Source organism: Escherichia sp. AM3, assembly GCF_032029835.1.
Taxonomy (GTDB): Bacteria; Pseudomonadota; Gammaproteobacteria; order Enterobacterales; family Enterobacteriaceae; genus Escherichia; species Escherichia coli.
This window is the reverse complement of sequence record NZ_JAVUPQ010000007.1, coordinates 24,147-44,713: the sequence shown is the minus strand read 5'-3', so window position 1 is coordinate 44,713 and position 20,567 is coordinate 24,147. Positions and strand designations below refer to the sequence as shown.

General features: G+C 52.8%; 15 protein-coding genes. 9 read left to right on the top strand and 6 right to left on the bottom strand.

Annotated features, from left to right (window positions below; translation table 11 throughout):
* Nucleotides 1-187 precede the first annotated feature (187 nt).
* From feoA to rpnA, 4 genes are all read left to right on the top strand, one after another.
* Nucleotides 188-415, top strand: coding sequence for a ferrous iron transporter A (feoA, locus tag RTW80_RS05215; RefSeq protein WP_001200455.1), 228 nt, complete (start codon nucleotides 188-190; stop codon nucleotides 413-415).
* Nucleotides 416-431: 16 nt separating this feature from the next.
* Entirely contained in the window at nucleotides 432-2,753 is a 2,322-nt protein-coding gene (feoB, locus tag RTW80_RS05210) for a Fe(2+) transporter permease subunit FeoB (RefSeq protein ID WP_000737014.1), read from the top strand.
* A complete protein-coding gene (gene feoC / locus RTW80_RS05205; protein WP_001295699.1) occupies nucleotides 2,753-2,989 on the top strand; it encodes a [Fe-S]-dependent transcriptional repressor FeoC in 237 nt (78 codons plus the stop codon). The genes feoB and feoC overlap by 1 nt, the downstream gene beginning before the upstream one ends.
* 202 nt (nucleotides 2,990-3,191) lie before the next feature.
* Nucleotides 3,192-4,070 carry a recombination-promoting nuclease RpnA gene (gene rpnA / locus RTW80_RS05200; protein WP_000039090.1) on the top strand — a complete coding sequence of 293 codons (879 nt, stop codon included), beginning with the start codon at nucleotides 3,192-3,194 and terminating at the stop codon, nucleotides 4,068-4,070.
* A gap of 28 nt (nucleotides 4,071-4,098) precedes the next feature.
* Here rpnA and bioH read toward each other — a convergent pair whose 3' ends face one another.
* Entirely contained in the window at nucleotides 4,099-4,869 is a 771-nt protein-coding gene (gene bioH, locus RTW80_RS05195) for a pimeloyl-ACP methyl ester esterase BioH (protein WP_001060071.1), read from the bottom strand.
* A 37-nt stretch (nucleotides 4,870-4,906) separates the two neighbouring features.
* On the opposite strand from bioH, the gene gntX reads away from it, so the two are divergent.
* The 3 genes from gntX (at nucleotide 4,907) to gntT (ending at nucleotide 7,901) form a co-directional block, all read left to right on the top strand.
* Nucleotides 4,907-5,590 carry a DNA utilization protein GntX gene (gntX, locus tag RTW80_RS05190; protein ID WP_001297265.1) on the top strand — a complete coding sequence of 228 codons (684 nt, stop codon included), beginning with the start codon at nucleotides 4,907-4,909 and terminating at the stop codon, nucleotides 5,588-5,590.
* A gap of 58 nt (nucleotides 5,591-5,648) precedes the next feature.
* Nucleotides 5,649-6,224 (top strand): Fe-S biogenesis protein NfuA, encoded by a 576-nt coding sequence (gene nfuA, locus RTW80_RS05185; RefSeq protein WP_000619389.1) that lies wholly within the window; start codon nucleotides 5,649-5,651, stop codon nucleotides 6,222-6,224.
* A 360-nt stretch (nucleotides 6,225-6,584) separates the two neighbouring features.
* Nucleotides 6,585-7,901 carry a gluconate transporter gene (gene gntT / locus RTW80_RS05180; RefSeq protein ID WP_001131758.1) on the top strand — a complete coding sequence of 439 codons (1,317 nt, stop codon included), beginning with the start codon at nucleotides 6,585-6,587 and terminating at the stop codon, nucleotides 7,899-7,901.
* A 44-nt stretch (nucleotides 7,902-7,945) separates the two neighbouring features.
* Here gntT and malQ read toward each other — a convergent pair whose 3' ends face one another.
* Together malQ and malP are read right to left on the bottom strand one after the other, a co-directional pair.
* The gene (malQ, locus tag RTW80_RS05175; protein ID WP_000444340.1) at nucleotides 7,946-10,030 is read right to left on the bottom strand and encodes a 4-alpha-glucanotransferase; all 2,085 of its coding nucleotides are present in this window, start codon (nucleotides 10,028-10,030) and stop codon (nucleotides 7,946-7,948) included.
* Between the two features lie 9 nt (nucleotides 10,031-10,039).
* The gene (malP, locus tag RTW80_RS05170; RefSeq protein ID WP_000081903.1) at nucleotides 10,040-12,433 is read right to left on the bottom strand and encodes a maltodextrin phosphorylase; all 2,394 of its coding nucleotides are present in this window, start codon (nucleotides 12,431-12,433) and stop codon (nucleotides 10,040-10,042) included.
* Between the two features lie 611 nt (nucleotides 12,434-13,044).
* Between malP and malT the strand changes: the two genes are divergently transcribed.
* On the top strand, nucleotides 13,045-15,750 hold the full coding sequence (gene malT, locus RTW80_RS05165; protein WP_032247282.1) for an HTH-type transcriptional regulator MalT: 2,706 nt from the start codon (nucleotides 13,045-13,047) through the stop codon (nucleotides 15,748-15,750).
* 42 nt (nucleotides 15,751-15,792) lie between these two features.
* Here malT and rtcA read toward each other — a convergent pair whose 3' ends face one another.
* Nucleotides 15,793-16,809, bottom strand: coding sequence for an RNA 3'-terminal phosphate cyclase (rtcA, locus tag RTW80_RS05160; protein WP_001300557.1), 1,017 nt, complete (start codon nucleotides 16,807-16,809; stop codon nucleotides 15,793-15,795).
* 3 nt (nucleotides 16,810-16,812) lie between these two features.
* Nucleotides 16,813-18,039: an RNA-splicing ligase RtcB gene (gene rtcB / locus RTW80_RS05155; protein WP_001105482.1), complete on the bottom strand. Its 1,227-nt coding sequence runs from the start codon at nucleotides 18,037-18,039 to the stop codon at nucleotides 16,813-16,815.
* Between the two features lie 188 nt (nucleotides 18,040-18,227).
* Between rtcB and rtcR the strand changes: the two genes are divergently transcribed.
* Nucleotides 18,228-19,826: a DNA-binding transcriptional regulator RtcR gene (gene rtcR, locus RTW80_RS05150; protein WP_001232881.1), complete on the top strand. Its 1,599-nt coding sequence runs from the start codon at nucleotides 18,228-18,230 to the stop codon at nucleotides 19,824-19,826.
* On the opposite strand, the gene RTW80_RS05145 is transcribed toward rtcR, so the two are convergent.
* Nucleotides 19,808-20,566 carry a DeoR/GlpR family transcriptional regulator gene (locus RTW80_RS05145; RefSeq protein ID WP_000815100.1) on the bottom strand — a complete coding sequence of 253 codons (759 nt, stop codon included), beginning with the start codon at nucleotides 20,564-20,566 and terminating at the stop codon, nucleotides 19,808-19,810. The genes rtcR and RTW80_RS05145 overlap by 19 nt on opposite strands.
* Nucleotide 20,567 lies beyond the last annotated feature (1 nt).

Genomic DNA, 20,567 nt, shown 5'->3' with positions numbered 1-20,567 from the left:
TTGAGTCAGATTATTATTCAAACCAACATTCGCACACATTTTAAGTATTGCTGATAGAAACCATTCTCATTATCATTGTGTTGTTGATTATTTAATCTCTCCTTTGTTGGCAAATCATCTGGTCTCATGTCGCTGTCAAACGCCCCATGAGGTAGTTATCCAGTTAATGAGAAACAAGTAGGCACCTATGCAATACACTCCAGATACTGCGTGGAAAATCACTGGCTTTTCCCGTGAAATCAGCCCGGCATATCGCCAAAAACTGCTTTCTCTTGGCATGTTACCTGGCTCCTCTTTTAATGTGGTGCGCGTCGCTCCACTCGGCGACCCCATTCATATCGAAACCCGTCGTGTGAGCCTGGTATTACGCAAAAAAGATCTGGCCTTATTAGAAGTGGAAGCGGTTTCCTGTTAATACGGTGATAACAACAATGAAAAAATTAACCATAGGCTTAATTGGTAATCCAAATTCTGGCAAGACAACCTTATTTAACCAGCTCACTGGCGCACGTCAGCGTGTAGGTAACTGGGCTGGCGTTACCGTCGAACGTAAAGAAGGGCAATTCTCCACCACCGATCATCAGGTCACGCTGGTGGACCTGCCCGGCACCTATTCTCTGACCACCATCTCATCGCAGACCTCGCTCGATGAGCAAATCGCCTGTCACTACATTTTGAGTGGCGACGCCGACCTGCTGATTAACGTGGTGGATGCGTCTAACCTTGAGCGTAACCTGTACCTGACGCTACAACTGCTGGAACTCGGCATTCCCTGCATTGTGGCACTGAACATGCTCGACATTGCCGAGAAGCAAAATATTCGTATTGAAATTGATGCTCTGTCGGCGCGTCTGGGCTGTCCGGTGATCCCGCTGGTTTCAACCCGTGGTCGCGGTATTGAAGCGCTCAAGCTGGCGATTGATCGCTATAAAGCTAACGAGAATGTGGAACTGGTACATTACGCACAGCCGCTACTCAACGAAGCAGATTCACTGGCAAAAGTGATGCCTTCCGACATCCCGCTGAAACAACGTCGCTGGCTGGGCCTGCAAATGCTGGAAGGCGATATCTACAGCCGCGCCTACGCCGGTGAAGCGTCGCAGCATCTTGATGCCGCCCTCGCCCGTCTGCGTAATGAGATGGACGATCCGGCGCTGCACATTGCCGATGCGCGTTACCAGTGCATTGCTGCCATCTGTGATGTGGTAAGCAACACCCTGACGGCAGAACCCAGCCGTTTCACCACTGCGGTAGATAAAATCGTGCTCAACCGTTTCCTCGGTCTGCCGATTTTCCTCTTTGTGATGTACCTGATGTTCCTGCTGGCTATCAACATCGGCGGGGCGTTACAGCCGCTGTTTGATGTCGGCTCCGTGGCGCTATTTGTGCATGGTATTCAATGGATTGGCTACACGCTCCACTTCCCGGACTGGCTGACTATCTTCCTCGCCCAGGGCCTGGGTGGCGGTATTAACACCGTGCTGCCACTGGTGCCGCAGATTGGCATGATGTACCTGTTCCTCTCCTTCCTTGAGGACTCCGGCTATATGGCGCGTGCGGCGTTTGTGATGGACCGCCTGATGCAGGCGCTGGGCTTGCCTGGGAAATCCTTTGTGCCGCTGATCGTCGGTTTCGGTTGTAACGTACCGTCGGTAATGGGCGCACGTACGCTTGATGCACCGCGTGAACGTCTGATGACCATCATGATGGCACCGTTTATGTCCTGCGGCGCGCGTCTGGCTATCTTCGCAGTATTCGCGGCTGCCTTCTTCGGGCAGAACGGTGCCCTGGCGGTTTTCTCGCTGTATATGCTGGGTATCGTGATGGCGGTGCTGACTGGCCTGATGCTCAAGTACACCATCATGCGCGGTGAAGCGACGCCGTTTGTCATGGAGCTGCCGGTCTACCATGTACCACACGTTAAAAGCCTGATTATCCAGACCTGGCAGCGTCTGAAAGGCTTCGTTCTGCGTGCTGGTAAAGTGATTATCATCGTCAGCATTTTCCTGAGCGCCTTCAACAGCTTCTCGCTGAGCGGAAAAATCGTCGATAACATCAACGACTCGGCGCTGGCTTCCGTCAGCCGGGTGATCACCCCAGTCTTCAAGCCGATTGGCGTGCATGAAGATAACTGGCAGGCAACGGTTGGCCTGTTTACAGGTGCAATGGCGAAAGAAGTGGTGGTGGGCACGCTCAACACCCTCTACACCGCAGAAAATATTCAGGACGAAGAGTTCAATCCGGCAGAATTTAACCTCGGTGAAGAGCTGTTCAGCGCGGTAGATGAAACCTGGCAGAGCCTGAAAGACACCTTCAGCCTTAGCGTACTGATGAATCCCATTGAAGCGAGCAAAGGCGACGGCGAAATGGGTACCGGGGCGATGGGCGTGATGGATCAGAAATTCGGTAGCGCAGCTGCCGCATACAGCTATCTGATTTTCGTCCTGCTGTATGTACCATGTATCTCGGTGATGGGAGCCATCGCCCGTGAATCAAGCCGTGGCTGGATGGGCTTCTCCATCCTGTGGGGGCTGAATATCGCTTACTCACTGGCAACATTGTTCTATCAGGTCGCCAGCTACAGTCAGCACCCAACTTACAGCCTGGTGTGCATTCTGGCGGTAATCCTGTTTAACATCGTAGTTATCGGTCTGCTGCGCCGCGCGCGTAGCCGGGTGGATATCGAACTGCTGGCAACCCGCAAGTCGGTAAGCAGTTGCTGCGCAGCCAGCACCACCGGTGATTGCCATTAATGGCTTCACTTATTCAGGTACGTGATTTGCTGGCGTTACGGGGCCGTATGGAAGCGACCCAGATAAGCCAGACATTGAACACTCCGCAGCCAATGATTAACGCCATGCTGCAACAGCTGGAAAGCATGGGCAAAGCCGTGCGGATTCAGGAAGAACCTGACGGCTGCCTCTCTGGCAGTTGTAAAAGCTGCCCGGAAGGCAAAGCCTGTCTGCGCGAGTGGTGGGCGCTGCGTTAACCATACTCCATCGCCTGTTTTGAAAAGCCCGGTATGCGTTTGCATCCGGGCTTTTTTGCGTGCGGCTTTCCATAAAAATGCAATTCTTGCAGCGCGACGTAAGTTCCTCTGAAAGCGTCTCGCAGGGATGAAAACTGGCTAATGCACAGATGTGGAGTGGCGCGTAGAGTCGCGGCATTCAAACAACAGGTGAAGGAACGCCATGAGTAAAAAGCAGAGTTCCACCCCACATGATGCGCTGTTCAAACTCTTTTTACGCCAACCGGAGACGGCACGCGATTTTCTTGCGTTTCATTTACCGGCACCCATTCACGCGCTCTGTGATATGAAAACCCTCAAGCTGGAGTCGAGCAGCTTTATTGATGACGATCTGCGTGAAAGCTATTCCGATGTGCTGTGGTCGGTGAAAACGGAACAAGGACCAGGATACATCTATTGTCTGATTGAACATCAAAGCACCTCAAACAAACTGATCGCATTTCGCATGATGCGTTACGCTATTGCCGCAATGCAAAATCACCTTGATGCTGGATACAAAACGTTGCCGATGGTGGTGCCATTGTTGTTTTACCACGGTATTGAAAGCCCCTATCCCTATTCGCTGTGTTGGCTGGATTGTTTCGCCGATCCCAAACTGGCAAGGCAACTTTATGCCTCCGCATTTCCGCTGATTGATGTCACCGTCATGCCTGATGATGAAATCATGCAGCACCGACGTATGGCGCTGCTGGAGTTAATTCAAAAACATATTCGTCAACGCGATCTGATGGGGCTGGTAGAGCAAATGGCCTGCTTATTAAGTAGTGGATACGCTAATGACAGACAAATCAAAGGGCTGTTTAATTACATACTGCAAACTGGCGACGCTGTACGTTTTAACGATTTTATCGACGGCGTTGCCGAACGTTCACCGAAACACAAGGAGAGTTTAATGACTATTGCGGAAAGATTGCGGCAGGAGGGGGAACAATCCAAAGCCCTGCATATAGCCAAAATAATGCTTGAATCCGGAGTCCCTCTTACAGACATCATGCGCTTTACCGGGGTGTCAGAAGAAGAGTTGGCTGCGGCGAGCCAGTAAATTTCTGTCTCGCCATTTCAAAAGTTGCCTACACCCTCTGCTTCAACGCCACCAGCAGGTGACAAAACTCGACCGGATGCGAAATAAACGGCGCATGGGCCGCTTTGGCGAAGATATATGATTCGCTGTGAGGCCAAAGTTTATCCAGCATCGGCACCACTTTGCGCGGCACCAGACCGTCGAGATAGCCATACAATCGCAAAAACGGCATGGACACGTTTTGCAGCGGCTGACGGAGATCGACCGTTTTCAGGATTTCCAGCCCGCCATTAAGCACGTCAACCTCCGGCATCGGTAACGCCAGAACGGTTTTCTTCAACGCCCGCGCATCCTGGCGCGCCGTTTCAGTCCCCATGGTTTGTAACGCCAGGAACCGCTCCACTGTACGCTGAAAATCATCACTGAGTTGCTGCTGAAATCCCGCCAGCACGTCCGGTTTTATCCCCGGCCACTCGTCACGAGCACTAAAACAAGGTGACGACGCCACGGTGACCAGCGCCTGAACACGCTCGGGATGGGTTAACGCAATCTGGCTTGCCACCAGCCCGCCCAGACTCCAGCCTAACCAAATGGCTTTATCAGGTGCCTGTTGCAGCACGGCTTCGGCCATATCAGCAAGTGACAGCGCACCAAATCCCCGGCTACGCCCGAAGCCGGGCAGGTCAACAAGGTGCAGCGTAAAATGCGAGCTAAGTTCCTCGTCAATGCAACGCCACACTTCGGCATTCAGTCCCCATCCGTGCAGCAGCACAAGATGAACATTCCCCTGACCTTTGGTCTGCCACCAGATGTTATTCATCCGCTATTGTTCTCTTTTGACTTACAAGGATGAACATATGCTAACAGTACCGGGATTATGCTGGCTATGCCGAATGCCACTGGCGTTAGGTCATTGGGGGATTTGTTCGGTCTGTTCACGCGCCACCCGCACAGATAAAACGTTATGCCCACAATGTGGATTACCCGCCACACACTCCCATCTTCCCTGCGGTCGCTGCCTGCAAAAACCGCCGCCCTGGCAAAGACTGGTCACAGTTGCCGACTATGCGCCGCCGTTAAGTCTGCTCATCCACCAGCTTAAATTTTCCCGGCGCAGTGAAATCGCCAGCGCCCTGTCACGTCTGTTACTATTGGAAGTCTTGCACGCTCGTCGCACCACCGGGTTGCAATTGCCGGATCGCATCATCAGCGTTCCGTTATGGCAGCGGCGTCACTGGCGTCGGGGATTTAATCAGAGCGATTTGCTGTGTCAGCCGTTATCACGCTGGTTGCACTGCCAATGGGATAGCGAAGCCGTCACACGTACACGGGCCACTGCGACCCAGCATTTTCTCAGTGCCCGGCTGCGCAAGCGCAACCTGAAAAATGCCTTTCGTCTTGAATTGCCCGTGCAAGGTCGCCATATGGTGATTGTGGATGATGTCGTTACCACCGGAAGTACCGTCGCAGAGATTGCGCAGTTGCTTTTACGCAATGGTGCGGCGACTGTCCAGGTCTGGTGCCTTTGTCGAACCTTGTAGAGCCTCGATGATGGGCGTATTATAACCAACTAAAATAGTCAACTATTAGGCCATTACTATGATCCGTATTTCCGATGCTGCACAAGCGCACTTTGCCAAACTGCTGGCAAATCAGGAAGAAGGGACACAAATCCGCGTATTTGTGATTAACCCTGGCACGCCTAACGCTGAATGTGGTGTTTCTTATTGTCCGCCGGATGCCGTGGAAGCCACCGACACTGCCCTGAAATTTGACCTGCTGACCGCGTATGTTGATGAGTTAAGCGCACCATACCTGGAAGATGCAGAGATCGACTTTGTTACCGACCAGTTGGGTTCTCAGTTAACGCTGAAAGCGCCTAACGCCAAAATGCGTAAAGTGGCAGACGATGCACCGCTGATGGAGCGCGTGGAGTATATGCTGCAGTCGCAGATCAACCCACAGCTTGCTGGTCACGGTGGTCGCGTTTCGCTGATGGAAATCACCGAAGACGGTTACGCCATTCTGCAATTTGGCGGCGGCTGTAACGGTTGTTCCATGGTGGATGTGACGCTGAAAGAAGGGATCGAGAAGCAGCTGCTAAACGAATTCCCGGAGCTGAAAGGTGTGCGCGATCTCACCGAACACCAGCGCGGCGAACACTCCTACTACTAAGTTATCCCCTCTTTTGTAGATTGCCCGATGCGACGCTAAAGCGTCATTTCGGGCCTACATTGAACATGTGCCAGACGTTGGCGCAGCATTGCTTTGGCAAATCCCTCCCTTCGTTTCCCCGCGATAATATGACCAACCTCTCATAATTTAAATTTACCCCGCTCTGGTGATTCTCAAACGCCAGATGTTACCCGTATCATTCACATGGGTACCAAACATACTCCTGACATCTGACTACAATAATTAGTTTTAGTGGGTATCAGTCGTGGTGCCGCAATATCTCTGTTCCCGATTGGGATAATTAGAGTTTGTCGTCAGAAAATTGACGTTACCCATAACAAATGAAAGGCCAGGTAAATCATGCCATTAGTCATTGTTGCTATCGGTGTAATCTTGTTGTTGCTCCTGATGATCCGCTTCAAAATGAACGGCTTCATCGCTCTCGTCCTCGTGGCGCTTGCTGTTGGATTAATGCAAGGAATGCCGCTGGATAAAGTTATTGGCTCCATCAAAGCCGGTGTCGGCGGGACGCTCGGTAGCCTTGCCCTGATCATGGGTTTTGGCGCAATGCTGGGCAAAATGCTGGCAGACTGCGGTGGCGCACAACGTATCGCCACCACGCTGATTGCCAAATTTGGTAAAAAACACATCCAGTGGGCGGTGGTACTGACCGGTTTTACCGTTGGTTTTGCCCTGTTCTATGAAGTGGGCTTTGTGCTGATGCTGCCGCTGGTGTTTACCATCGCGGCTTCTGCGAATATTCCACTGCTGTATGTTGGTGTACCAATGGCAGCTGCACTGTCTGTGACCCACGGCTTCCTGCCACCGCATCCGGGTCCGACTGCGATTGCCACCATTTTCAATGCCGATATGGGTAAAACCCTGCTGTACGGTACTATTCTGGCAATCCCGACCGTGATTCTCGCCGGTCCGGTTTACGCTCGCGTGTTGAAAGGTATCGATAAGCCAATTCCGGAAGGTCTGTACAGCGCGAAAACCTTCAGCGAAGAAGAGATGCCGAGCTTTGGCGTCAGCGTCTGGACCTCTCTGGTGCCGGTAGTACTGATGGCGATGCGTGCGATTGCCGAAATGATCCTGCCGAAAGGTCACGCTTTCCTGCCGGTAGCGGAGTTCCTCGGTGACCCGGTAATGGCAACGCTGATTGCCGTGCTGATTGCGATGTTCACCTTTGGTCTAAACCGTGGTCGTTCAATGGATCAGATTAACGACACGCTGGTTTCTTCCATCAAAATCATTGCGATGATGCTGTTGATCATCGGTGGTGGCGGTGCGTTCAAGCAGGTGCTGGTAGACAGCGGCGTGGACAAATACATTGCTTCCATGATGCACGAAACCAACATTTCTCCGCTGCTGATGGCCTGGTCGATTGCTGCCGTACTGCGTATCGCGCTGGGTTCCGCAACCGTTGCGGCAATCACTGCGGGTGGTATCGCGGCACCGCTGATTGCAACGACGGGTGTTAGCCCGGAGCTGATGGTTATTGCGGTTGGTTCCGGTAGTGTGATTTTCTCTCATGTGAACGATCCGGGCTTCTGGCTGTTCAAAGAGTACTTTAACCTGACTATCGGCGAGACCATCAAATCCTGGTCGATGCTGGAAACCATTATCTCGGTGTGCGGTCTGGTAGGCTGTCTGCTGCTGAATATGGTGATTTGATAACACTGACTGCCGGATGCATCGCATCCGGCATCAACCGCACTCTACTTCTTCTTCGCTGCAGCTCTGCGCCGTCTGTCCAAATCCTTCAGCAACTTGTTCACGCCATCATCGGCAAACATCGTCTCAAGCGTTGCGGAGAGCTTGCGCCGCCAGTTTTTATACTGGTAACTGGTGCCAGGAATATTCACCGGTTCGGCCATATCCAGCCAGTCTTCCGGCTGTAGTCCTAACAGAGCACTGTTACTGTCGGCAATGTAGCGCTGCAAACCACGATTAAGCGTCGGCGTCATCGACATCAACGATGCCTTATGCCCGGCACGTTTTGGCAGACAACCATATTTATGCAGTGCATCCAGCAGCCCTTGCTTCGCCAGTTCGCGATCCTGATACAGACCGCGCAGTACCACTTCATCCGGATACAGCCCCAGGGTTTTGCCCAGCGTTAGATCCCCGCTCTCCCAGTAGCCGCGTAGCGTAGGCAGGTCATGTGTCGCCGCAACCGCCATCGACTGCTCCGGATACGCTTTCGGTGCACGGAACGTCTTCTCGTGGTCGTTTTCGAAATAGAGCACTTTGTAGGAGTACACACCGCTGCTGCGCAGCTTACCGACAATCTCTACCGGTACGGTACCGAGATCTTCACCAATCACCATACAGCGATGACGTTTACTTTCGAGTGCCAGAATCGAAAGCAGATCATCCACCGGATAGTGAACATACGCGCCCTGATCTGCCGTCTCGCCATACGGTATCCACCACAAACGCAGCATCGACATCACATGGTCAATTCGTAATGCGCCGCAGTTTTGCATATTGGCACGCAACAGCTCGATAAACGGTTCATAGGCACGCGCGGTAATAATATGCGGGTCCATTGGCGGTAATCCCCAGTTCTGCCCCAACGGGCCGAGGATATCCGGCGGCGCGCCAACCGACGCTTTCAGGCAATACAGTTCACGGTCACACCAGGTTTCCGCCCCACCTTCCGCTACGCCAACCGCCAGATCACGATACAAGCCAATCGGCATTTCATAGCCCTGGCTTATCTCCCAGCAGGCGGCAAACTGGCTGTAAGCCAGCCACTGCAACCAGAGATAAAAATCAACGTCATCACGATGTTCTTCGCAGAACTGACGCACTTCTGGTGAATCCACGTTCTGATACATCTCTGGCCATGCAGGCCAGCCCCAGCGCATTTCGTCCTCTTTCACTTGCTGGGCATGTAGCGCATCAAAGGCTGCCTGCCAGAACAGGCTGTCGCCTTGATCTGCAACAAACTGGCGAAACGCGGCCATCTGCTCATCATCACGTTGCGCGAAACCTTTCCACGCCATTCGTAATGCTGTCATTTTTAGGGCGGTAACCGTGGAGTAATCGACCCAGTCGGCATCGCGCGCCTGTTGCAGCGTCTGTTGCGTGGTCGGCAACTGCCACCAGGCCTGAGCCTCTTCGCTAAGATGGAAATCTTCAACGGCGTTAACGTCGATATAAATCACATTCAGCCAACGGCGAGAAGACGGGCTGTATGGGCTGGCACTCTCCGGATTTGCCGGATAGAGCGCATGAATCGGGTTCAGGCCGATGAACGACCCGCCACGTTTTGCCACATCCACCAGCATCGCTTTGAGATCGCCAAAATCCCCAATACCCCAGTTTTTTTCCGATCGCAGCGTATAAAGCTGGACGCAGGCACCCCACAGCTTTTGTTTATTCAGCAACGCCTGCGGTTCGTAACAGCGCTTCGGGGCGACAATCACCCGGCAATGCGCGCGCTGGTCGTCCTGGGTGAGTGTCAGCGTGTGATAACCTTCCGGCAGCTTCGTCGGTAGATTGAACGCTTTGCCCCCCGTTACATGGCCTTTGTACTGTGTTCCTTCTTCGGTGGTCAGCAGCCAGCTATATTCGCCGCTGCCCTCCACCACCATCGGCATTTTTTTGCCGCTGGTATAAACCATGACATTCGGGACTGGCGTTACCGCCACTTTCGTGGCGGTACGTTGATGCATCGCGTCAAGCAAACGCCGTTTGGTTTCGGCGCTAATCGACTGCGGTTTACCGTGGGCATTGATGTAATTGGGGCTAATCCCCGCCGCCAGCGCGGCATTATCCAGACGTTTGCTTTCCATCGAGCTTCCTTAGCGTTTTGCCTGCCAGATACGAGCCTGATAATCGCGAATAGAGCGATCCGAGCTAAACATACCGCAGCGGGCGGTATTGAGGATCGCCGCGCGAGTCCAGGCCTCCTGGTCGCGGTACAGCACATCCACCTGCTTTTGTGCCTCAACATAGGCTGCGAAATCCGCCATCACCAGATACGGATCGCCGCCTTGTTTGCCGATACTGTGCAGCATCTGGTCGAAGGCATGCTTATCGCCGTCGCTGTATTTACCGCTTTCCAGCTCTTTCAATACTGCGTCCAGCACCTTATCTTTCTTCCGCCATTTCACCGGGTCGTAGCCTTTGGCCAGAATTGCCTTCACTTGTTCCACGGTATGACCAAAAATAAAGATATTTTCTTCACCGACTTTCTCGGCGATTTCAACGTTCGCACCATCCAGCGTACCGACAGTAAGCGCACCATTGAGCGCCAGTTTCATATTGCCGGTACCGGAAGCTTCTTTACCTGCAGTCGAAATTTGTTCGGAGATATCCGCCGCCGGGATCAGTTTTTCCGCCGCCGAAACGCAATAATCCGGCAGGAACACCACCTTCAACTTATCGCCAACCAGCGGATCGTTGTTGATCACGTCAGCCACTTTGTTGATCGCAAAGATAATATTCTTCGCCAGGTAGTAGCCCGGTGCTGCTTTCGCGCCGAAGAGGAAGACGCGCGGTACGCGATCAGCCTGCGGGTTTTCACGAATTTCTTTGTACAACGCCAGAATATGCAGCAGATTCAGGTGCTGGCGTTTGTACTCATGCAGACGTTTGATCTGAATATCGAAAATCGCCTGTGGATTGATCTCAATACCGGTACGAACTTTCACAAACTCCGCCAGACGGACTTTATTCGCCTGCTTGATCTCGCGATATTGCTGACGGAATTTCGCATCATCAGCGAATTTTTCCAGATTGATCAGCTGATCGAGATCGTTAGCCCACTCTTTTTTCAGTGATTTATCCAACAGAGCCGCCAGTGCCGGGTTGCACTGTTTGATCCAGCGACGTGGGGTAATACCGTTGGTGACGTTATGGAATTTGTTCGGCCATAGCTGGTGATATTCCGGGAACAGATCTTTCACCACCAGATCCGAGTGCAGCGCCGCAACACCGTTCACCGCGAAACCGCCAACCACACACAGGTTCGCCATATGCACTTGTTTGTCGTGCACCACCGCCAGTTTGGCCCACACTTTTTCATCGCCCGGCCAGGTTTTCTCCACCAGCGTTTTAAAGCGAGTATTAATTTCGTTAATAATCTGCATGTGGCGCGGCAGTAAGCCTTTCACCAGTTTCACATCCCAGCGTTCCAGCGCTTCTGGCATCAGGGTATGGTTGGTGTAAGCGAAAGTTTTGCTGGTAATGGCCCAGGCGTCATCCCAGCTCATCTGGTGCTCATCGATCAGCACGCGCAGCAGTTCTGGAATCGCGATAGTTGGGTGGGTATCGTTCAGCTGAATAACTTCGTAATCCGCCAGTTCGTGCAGTTTACGCCCCGCCAGATGATGGCGACGCAAAATATCCGCTACCGAACAGGCACACTGGAAGTACTGCTGCATCAAGCGCAGCTTTTTACCGGCAGTATGGTTGTCGTTTGGATAGAGAACTTTGGTCAGTTTTTCCGCATTGATGCCCTGCTGTTCGGCACGCAGGAAATCACCGTCGTTAAATTTAGTCAGATCAAACGGATGCGCGTGCGTCGCCTGCCACAGACGCAGCGGCTGCGCCACGCCATTACGATAGCCGACAACGGGGAGATCCCACGCTTGACCGGTAATGGTAAACTCCGGCTCCCAGCGTCCGTCTTTCGTCACTTTACCGCCAATCCCTACCTGCACATCCAGTGCTTCGTTGTGGCGGAACCACGGGTAGTTACTGCGATGCCAGTCATCCGGCGCTTCAACCTGTTTGCCATCGACAAAAGACTGGCGGAACAAACCATATTGATAGTTCAGACCGTAACCCGTCGCAGACTGACCGACAGTTGCCATTGAGTCGAGGAAGCACGCCGCCAGACGTCCCAGACCACCGTTACCCAGCGCCGGGTCGATCTCTTCTTCCAGCAGGTCAGTCAGATTGATGTCATAAGCCTTCAACGAATCCTGTACATCCTGATACCAGCCGAGATTCAACAGGTTGTTGCCCGTCAGACGACCAATCAAAAACTCCATTGAGATGTAGTTAACATGTCGCTGATTCGCCACCGGTTTGGCGAATGGCTGAGCACGCAGCATTTCGGCCAGTGCTTCACTCACTGCCAGCCACCACTGGCGAGGAGTCATTTCAGCCGCAGAATTTAAGCCATAACGCTGCCACTGACGTGAAAGCGCTTCCTGAAATTGCTTATCGTTAAAAATAGGTTGTGACATAGGAGTTCCACTTTTCTTAGATTTTCAACACAACGTTATCGCTAGTTTGCCAGGCTCGATGTTGACCTTCCTCATCCTGCGGGGGATTAGGCAGGGAGGAGTTGCGGGGATGAGCAAGGAAATGTGATCTCAACCACTTAAAGCTAGTGCAAACCACAGGATTAGCAGCAAATCAATGCAATACAGCGCAGAAAATCTGTATCTAAGTGCAAAAAATGGCCGTTGCGTATTTTCAAAAAGCGGAAGGTAACTCTATAAATTAAGTAAAGGAGTGAAACAGTTTCATAAGTAAAATATCCAGTGTGCTCCATCTCATTCTTAATAGATTTATTAAGATCATCTTTTTAGATGGCACTTTCATCAGGAATGAAGAAGAAACCCTTGCTTAAATGAATCTGATGAACATAAGGGAAACCAGTATTCACGCTGGATCAGCGTCGTTTTAGGTGAGTTGTTAATAAAGATTTGGAATTGTGACACAGTGCAAATTCAGACACATAAAAAAACGTCATCGCTTGCATTAGAAAGGTTTCTGGCCGACCTTATAACCATTAATTACGAAGCGCAAAAAAAATAATATTTCCTCATTTTCCACAGTGAAGTGATTAACTATGCTGATTCCGTCAAAACTCAGTCGTCCGGTTCGACTCGACCATACCGTGGTTCGTGAGCGCCTGCTGGCTAAACTTTCCGGCGCGAACAACTTCCGGCTGGCGCTGATCACGAGTCCTGCGGGCTACGGAAAGACCACCCTCATTTCCCAGTGGGCGGCAGGCAAAAACGATATCGGCTGGTACTCGCTGGATGAAGGTGATAACCAGCAAGAGCGTTTCGCCAGCTATCTCATTGCCGCCGTGCAGCAGGCAACCAACGGTCACTGTGCGATATGTGAGACGATGGCGCAAAAACGGCAATATGCCAGCCTGACGTCACTCTTCGCCCAGCTTTTCATTGAGCTGGCGGAATGGCATAGCCCACTTTATCTGGTCATCGATGACTATCATCTGATCACTAATCCAGTGATCCACGAGTCAATGCGCTTCTTTATTCGCCATCAACCAGAAAATCTCACCCTGGTGGTGTTGTCACGCAACCTTCCGCAACTGGGCATTGCCAATCTGCGTGTTCGTGATCAACTGCTGGAAATTGGCAGTCAGCAACTGGCATTTACCCATCAGGAAGCGAAGCAGTTTTTTGATTGCCGTCTGTCATCGCCGATTGAAGCCGCAGAAAGCAGTCGGATTTGCGATGACGTTTCCGGTTGGGCGACGGCACTACAGCTAATCGCCCTCTCCGCCCGGCAGAATACCCACTCAGCCCATAAGTCGGCACGCCGCCTGGCGGGAATCAATGCCAGCCATCTTTCGGATTATCTGGTCGATGAGGTTTTGGATAACGTCGATCTCGCAACGCGCCATTTTCTGTTGAAAAGCGCCATTTTGCGCTCAATGAACGATGCACTCATCACCCGTGTGACCGGCGAAGAAAACGGGCAAATGCGCCTCGAAGAGATTGAGCGTCAGGGGCTGTTTTTACAGCGGATGGATGATACCGGCGAGTGGTTCTGCTATCACCCGCTGTTTGGTAACTTCCTGCGCCAGCGCTGCCAGTGGGAACTGGCGGCGGAGCTGCCGGAAATCCACCGTGCCGCCGCAGAAAGCTGGATGGCCCAGGGATTTCCCAGCGAAGCGATTCATCATGCGCTGGCGGCAGGCGATGCGCTGATGCTGCGCGATATTCTGCTTAATCACGCCTGGAGTCTGTTCAACCATAGCGAACTGTCGCTGCTGGAAGAGTCGCTTAAGGCCCTGCCGTGGGACAGCTTGCTGGAAAATCCGCAGTTGGTGTTATTGCAGGCGTGGCTGATGCAAAGCCAACATCGCTACGGCGAAGTTAACACCCTGCTAGCCCGTGCTGAACATGAAATCAAGTACATCAGAGAAGACACCATGCACGCAGAATTTAACGCTCTGCGCGCCCAGGTGGCGATTAACGATGGTAATCCGGATGAAGCGGAACGGCTGGCAAAACTGGCACTGGAAGAGCTGCCGCCGGGCTGGTTCTATAGCCGCATTGTGGCAACCTCGGTGCTGGGTGAAGTGCTGCACTGCAAAGGCGAATTGACCCGCTCACTGGCGCTAATGCAGCAAACCGAACAGATGGCACGCCAGCACGATGTCTGGCACTACGCTTTGTGGAGTTTAATCCAGCAAAGTGAAATTCTGTTTGCCCAAGGGTTCCTGCAAACCGCGTGGGAAACGCAGGAAAAAGCATTCCAGCTGATCAACGAGCAGCATCTGGAACAGCTGCCAATGCATGAGTTTCTGGTGCGCATCCGAGCACAACTGTTATGGGCCTGGGCGCGGCTGGATGAAGCCGAAGCGTCGGCGCGTAGCGGGATTGAAGTCTTGTCGTCTTATCAGCCACAGCAACAGCTTCAGTGCCTGGCAATGTTGATTCAATGCTCGCTGGCCCGTGGTGATTTAGATAACGCCCGTAGCCAGCTGAACCGTCTGGAAAATCTGCTGGGGAATGGCAAATATCACAGCGACTGGATCTCTAACGCCAACAAAGTCCGGGTGATTTACTGGCAAATGACCGGTGATAAAGCCGCCGCTGCCAACTGGTTGCGTCATACGGCTAAACCGGAGTTTGCGAACAACCACTTCCTGCAAGGTCAATGGCGCAACATTGCCCGTGCACAAATCTTGCTGGGCGAGTTTGAACCTGCGGAAATTGTTCTCGAAGAACTCAATGAAAATGCCCGGAGTCTGCGGTTGATGAGCGATCTCAACCGTAACCTGTTGCTGCTTAATCAACTGTACTGGCAGGCCGGACGTAAAAGTGACGCCCAGCGCGTGTTGCTGGACGCATTAAAACTGGCGAATCGCACCGGATTTATCAGCCATTTTGTCATCGAAGGCGAAGCGATGGCGCAACAACTGCGTCAGCTGATTCAGCTTAATACGCTGCCGGAACTGGAACAGCATCGCGCGCAGCGTATTCTGCGAGAAATCAATCAACATCATCGGCATAAATTCGCCCATTTCGATGAGAATTTCGTTGAACGTCTGCTAAATCATCCTGAAGTACCTGAACTGATCCGCACCAGCCCGCTGACGCAACGTGAATGGCAGGTACTGGGGCTGATCTACTCTGGTTACAGCAATGAGCAAATTGCCGGAGAACTGGAAGTCGCGGCAACCACCATCAAAACGCATATCCGCAATCTGTATCAGAAACTCGGCGTGGCCCATCGCCAGGATGCGGTACAACACGCCCAGCAATTGCTGAAGATGATGGGGTACGGCGTGTAAGTTTAGCCGGATAACGCGCCAGATCCGGCTTACATCTCTGCATCATTCAATGCTCACCCGCGTTACGCCATCTGTTTCTATCAAACTAAACCGCACCGGCAAGAAACGCTCCACCACCGCGATATTGGTCAGCAGATGGCATGAGGGATGGGCGACCGTAAATTCCCCCGCGCCCGCCAGCGCCATCGGTAGCACCAGTTGGTCAGCAAGATATTCCCCCACCGCCGCCGTGCTTGCCAGGTAGCGTTTCACCTCTTTCACCAACTGTGCCGCAACCACCTCGGCACTGACGCGCTTTTCACCGACGACAAAAAAGCGTTCGGTGATATTTTCACTTTCGACTTCAAGCGAGACGGTATTACCCGGCCCCTGGTCGCGCGGCAGGTTATGAATATTCTGTTCATGCAGGGAAAAACTCCCCGCCAGTGTAGCGATTTCACGCTCAGCAACATGGCGCGGCACACCAGCTAATAGAACTTCTCCACGCATCTGCACAATGTTCCCGCGCTCGCCAAGTTGCAAGGTGTTAAACGATGCCACGGGCGAGACTTCCGTTGCCACCACACCGCCTCCGGCAGGGTAAAAACCGTGGCGTAACAGCGTGGTTTGCTGATGAATTCCCATTTTCGCCAGCAGCGGCTCCAGCACCCGGCGGATAAAATCCGCAGGTGGCGCCGACGGGTTATCGGTACCGCCGCTCACTTCAACACGCGAAGGTCCATCGGCAAACCACAGCGCGGGCAGCACAGTTTGCAGCACCAGCGTACAACTTCCGGCGCTACCGATAGCAAAGCGGTAATCGCCGCCCCGCACGGTGCCAGGCCGGAAGAGCAGACGCTGCGATCCCAGCTCCGCACCTTCCACCGTTGCCCTACAAATTTCCGCAGCCGCTTTTACCGCGGTCAGATGCTGGCGCAGCAGCCCCGGTTTCGCCCGTCCGGCTCGAATGCCAGTGATGGTAAATGGCTGGCCGGTTATCATCGACAGGCTCAGCGCCGAGCGCAGGATCTGTCCGCCGCCTTCGCCCTGTGCGCCATCCAGCGCAATCATCCTTTTCATCATTTATCCTTTTACGCACACCACCTGACGCAGGGTGTAGATAACTTCCACCAGATCGCTTTGTGCCGCCATCACCGCATCAATATCTTTATACGCCATCGGGATTTCGTCGATCACTTCGGCATCTTTACGGCATTCCACATGCGCGGTGGCACGAATTTGATCTTCCACGCTGAACAGTTTTTTCGCTTTAGTACGGCTCATTACCCGCCCGGCACCGTGGCTGCACGAACAGAACGACTCTTCATTTCCCAACCCACGGACGATAAAGCTTTTCGCTCCCATCGAACCGGGAATAATTCCATATTGACCAGCACGCGCAGACACCGCGCCTTTACGCGTCACGTAGATCTCTTCACCAAAGTGCTGTTCTTTTTGCACATAGTTGTGGTGACAGTTGATCTCTTCCATCGCCAGCGTTTGTGGCTGTCTGACCGTTTTCTGCGTAATGCTCTGCAATGCCGTTACCACGTTTTCCATCATCGCATCGCGGTTAAGGCTGGCAAAAAGCTGCGCCCAGGCCACGGCTTTCAGGTAATCATCAAAGTATTCCGTACCTTCCATAAAGTACGCCAGATCACGCGACGGCAACGTCTCAAGCGTTTCCTGCATCTCTTTTTGTGCCAGATCGATAAAGTAAGTCCCGATGGCGTTACCAATTCCGCGTGAACCGGAGTGCAGCATAATCCACACCTGCTCCGACTCATCAAGGCAGATTTCAATAAAGTGGTTACCGGTTCCCAGCGTTCCCAGGTGTTTATAGTTATTGGTATTCAGGAAACGGGGATATTTTTGCGTTAACCACTGATAACCGGCTTCAAGCTCAGCCCATTTCGCATCGACGTTAACAGGCGGGTTTTCCCATGCGCCTTTATCACGTTTACAACGGCCAGTGGTACGCCCGTGCGGCACGGCCGTTTCAATCGCCTGACGCAGCTCTGCCAGGTTTTCAGGCAGGTCTGCCGCCGTTAACGCGGTACGCAGCGCGTTCATTCCACAGCCAATATCCACGCCCACCGCCGCCGGAATAATCGCCCCTTTGGTCGGGATCACGCTACCAATGGTGGAACCTTTACCCAGGTGTACATCAGGCATTACCGCAATGTGTTTGAAAATAAACGGCATCTTCGCCGTATTAATAAGTTGCTGACGCGCATCGGCTTCTACCGGCACGCCTTTGGTCCACATTTTTACCGGGGCATTTTCAGTGGTCAGTAATTCGTAATTCATTTTGTTTTTCTCTTTTCGTTGTTTGCTGTCGTGATAATTGCAACCGTCGTGCCAGAAAATTAAATAAGCAGATTAATTTTTTAATTCATTGTTTTTAAATAGGTTAAATCTTTACGTCCGTAAACGGAGATTTTCCACAAAACCAATTCACCGATAATGAAATATCGTCTTTTATAAGGATATCTAAGATGCGTAAAACAGTGGCTTTTGGCTTTGTCGGTACCGTGCTGGATTATGCCGGGCGCGGCAGTCAGCGCTGGTCGAAATGGCTTCCGACACTCTGTTTATGCCAGCAAGAATCGTTGGTCATCGATCGACTGGAATTATTGCATGACGCCCGCTCGCGCTCGCTATTTGAAACGCTTAAACGCGATATCGCCAGCGTTTCGCCAGAAACAGAAGTGGTGAGCGTTGAGATTGAACTGCATAACCCGTGGGATTTCGAAGAGGTTTACGCTTGCCTGCATGATTTCGCCCGTGGTTACGAGTTTCAGCCAGAAAAAGAAGACTATTTAATTCACATTACCACCGGCACCCACGTCGCGCAGATTTGCTGGTTTCTGCTGGCGGAAGCGCGTTACCTGCCCGCCCGGCTGATACAATCTTCACCTCCGCGCAAAAAAGAACAGCCGCGCGGCGCAGGTGAAGTGACGATTATCGATCTCGATTTAAGCCGTTATAACGCCATCGCCAGCCGCTTTGCCGAGGAACGCCAGCAAACGCTTGATTTTCTTAAGTCCGGCATTGCCACGCGTAACCCCCACTTCAACCGCATGATTGAGCAGATCGAAAAAGTGGCGATCAAATCCCGCGCGCCGATTCTGCTTAACGGTCCAACCGGCGCGGGCAAGTCATTTCTGGCGCGACGCATCTTCGAGTTAAAACAGGCGCGGCATCAGTTTAGCGGCGCGTTTGTGGAAGTGAACTGCGCCACCCTGCGCGGCGATACCGCCATGTCGACGCTGTTTGGTCATGTAAAAGGCGCGTTTACCGGGGCGCGGGAATCTCGTGAAGGTTTATTACGCAGCGCCAACGGCGGAATGTTGTTTCTTGATGAGATTGGCGAACTGGGCGCAGACGAACAAGCAATGCTGCTAAAAGCCATTGAAGAGAAAACCTTTTACCCGTTTGGCAGCGATCGCCAGGTGAGCAGTGATTTTCAGCTTATCGCCGGAACGGTGCGCGATTTGCGCCAGCTGGTTGCCGAAGGCAAATTCCGCGAAGATCTGTACGCGCGGATCAATCTCTGGACCTTCACCCTGCCGGGGCTACGCCAGCGCCAGGAAGATATTGAACCTAACCTGGATTATGAAGTGGAGCGCCACGCCTCACTCACCGGCGACAGCGTGCGTTTTAACACCGAAGCGCGGCGTGCCTGGCTGGCCTTTGCAACATCTCCTCAGGCGACATGGCGCGGTAACTTTCGCGAGCTTTCTGCCAGCGTCACGCGGATGGCAACCTTTGCCACTAGCGGACGCATCACTCTGGACGTGGTTGAAGATGAGATAAACCGTCTGCGCTATAACTGGCAGGAGAGCCGTCCCTCCGCGCTTACGCAACTGCTGGGCGCAGAGGCAGAAAACATCGATCTCTTCGACCGTATGCAACTGGAACACGTTATCGCTATCTGCCGCCAGGCAAAGTCGCTTTCTGCTGCCGGACGACAGCTTTTTGATGTTTCGCGCCAGGGCAAAGCCAGCGTCAATGACGCGGATCGGCTACGCAAATACCTGGCGCGTTTTGGTCTGACCTGGGAAGCATTGCAGGATCAGCACAGCTCCAGTTGAATATGGTGGTCCGTCAGCACCTGCATCACGCTTACTGGCGGCTGGGCGTCGGTGTAGACGGCATCTACCATGCTGATGCTGCCCATATTGACCATCGCGTTACGGCCAAATTTCGAGTGATCGACAACCAGCATAACGTGGCGCGAGTTCTCAATAATGGCGCGTTTGGTGCGAACTTCGTGGTAATCGAACTCCAGCAGCGAGCCGTCGCTATCGATGCCGCTTATCCCCAGAATGCCGAAATCAAGGCGGAACTGGGAGATAAAATCGAGCGTCGCTTCGCCAATGATCCCGCCATCGCGGCTGCGTAATTCGCCACCGGCGAGAATGATGCGAAAATCTTCTTTTACCATCAACGTGTTAGCAACGTTGAGATTGTTGGTGACAATGCGCAAATTGCTGTGATTGAGCAGTGCGTGCGCTACCGCTTCCGGCGTGGTGCCGATATCGATAAACAGCGTCGAGCCATTGGGGATTTGCTCCGCCACTTTGCGGGCGATGCGCTCTTTTTCTTCGGTCTGGGTGGCCTTGCGATCGTGCCACGGCGTGTTAACCGAACTGGAAGGCAGCGCCGCACCGCCATGATGGCGCAGGATCAGGTTTTGCTCCGCCAGCTCATTGAGGTCGCGGCGAATAGTCTGCGGGCTGACGGAGAAATGCTCTACCAGCTCTTCGGTACTGACATAACCCTGCTGTTTAACCAGTTCGATAATACCGTTGTGACGTTGTGTTTGTTTCATT

Excerpts from the sequence above, each read along its gene's own strand:
- feoA (WP_001200455.1), top strand. The coding sequence starts at position 188 with ATGCAATACACTCCAGATACTGCGTGGAAAATCACTGGCTTTTCCCGT.
- feoB (WP_000737014.1), top strand. The coding sequence starts at position 432 with ATGAAAAAATTAACCATAGGCTTAATTGGTAATCCAAATTCTGGCAAG.
- feoC (WP_001295699.1), top strand. The coding sequence starts at position 2,753 with ATGGCTTCACTTATTCAGGTACGTGATTTGCTGGCGTTACGGGGCCGT.
- rpnA (WP_000039090.1), top strand. The coding sequence starts at position 3,192 with ATGAGTAAAAAGCAGAGTTCCACCCCACATGATGCGCTGTTCAAACTC.
- bioH (WP_001060071.1), bottom strand. The coding sequence starts at position 4,869 with ATGAATAACATCTGGTGGCAGACCAAAGGTCAGGGGAATGTTCATCTT.
- gntX (WP_001297265.1), top strand. The coding sequence starts at position 4,907 with ATGCTAACAGTACCGGGATTATGCTGGCTATGCCGAATGCCACTGGCG.
- nfuA (WP_000619389.1), top strand. The coding sequence starts at position 5,649 with ATGATCCGTATTTCCGATGCTGCACAAGCGCACTTTGCCAAACTGCTG.
- gntT (WP_001131758.1), top strand. The coding sequence starts at position 6,585 with ATGCCATTAGTCATTGTTGCTATCGGTGTAATCTTGTTGTTGCTCCTG.
- malQ (WP_000444340.1), bottom strand. The coding sequence starts at position 10,030 with ATGGAAAGCAAACGTCTGGATAATGCCGCGCTGGCGGCGGGGATTAGC.
- malP (WP_000081903.1), bottom strand. The coding sequence starts at position 12,433 with ATGTCACAACCTATTTTTAACGATAAGCAATTTCAGGAAGCGCTTTCA.
- malT (WP_032247282.1), top strand. The coding sequence starts at position 13,045 with ATGCTGATTCCGTCAAAACTCAGTCGTCCGGTTCGACTCGACCATACC.
- rtcA (WP_001300557.1), bottom strand. The coding sequence starts at position 16,809 with ATGAAAAGGATGATTGCGCTGGATGGCGCACAGGGCGAAGGCGGCGGA.
- rtcB (WP_001105482.1), bottom strand. The coding sequence starts at position 18,039 with ATGAATTACGAATTACTGACCACTGAAAATGCCCCGGTAAAAATGTGG.
- rtcR (WP_001232881.1), top strand. The coding sequence starts at position 18,228 with ATGCGTAAAACAGTGGCTTTTGGCTTTGTCGGTACCGTGCTGGATTAT.
- RTW80_RS05145 (WP_000815100.1), bottom strand. The coding sequence starts at position 20,566 with ATGAAACAAACACAACGTCACAACGGTATTATCGAACTGGTTAAACAG.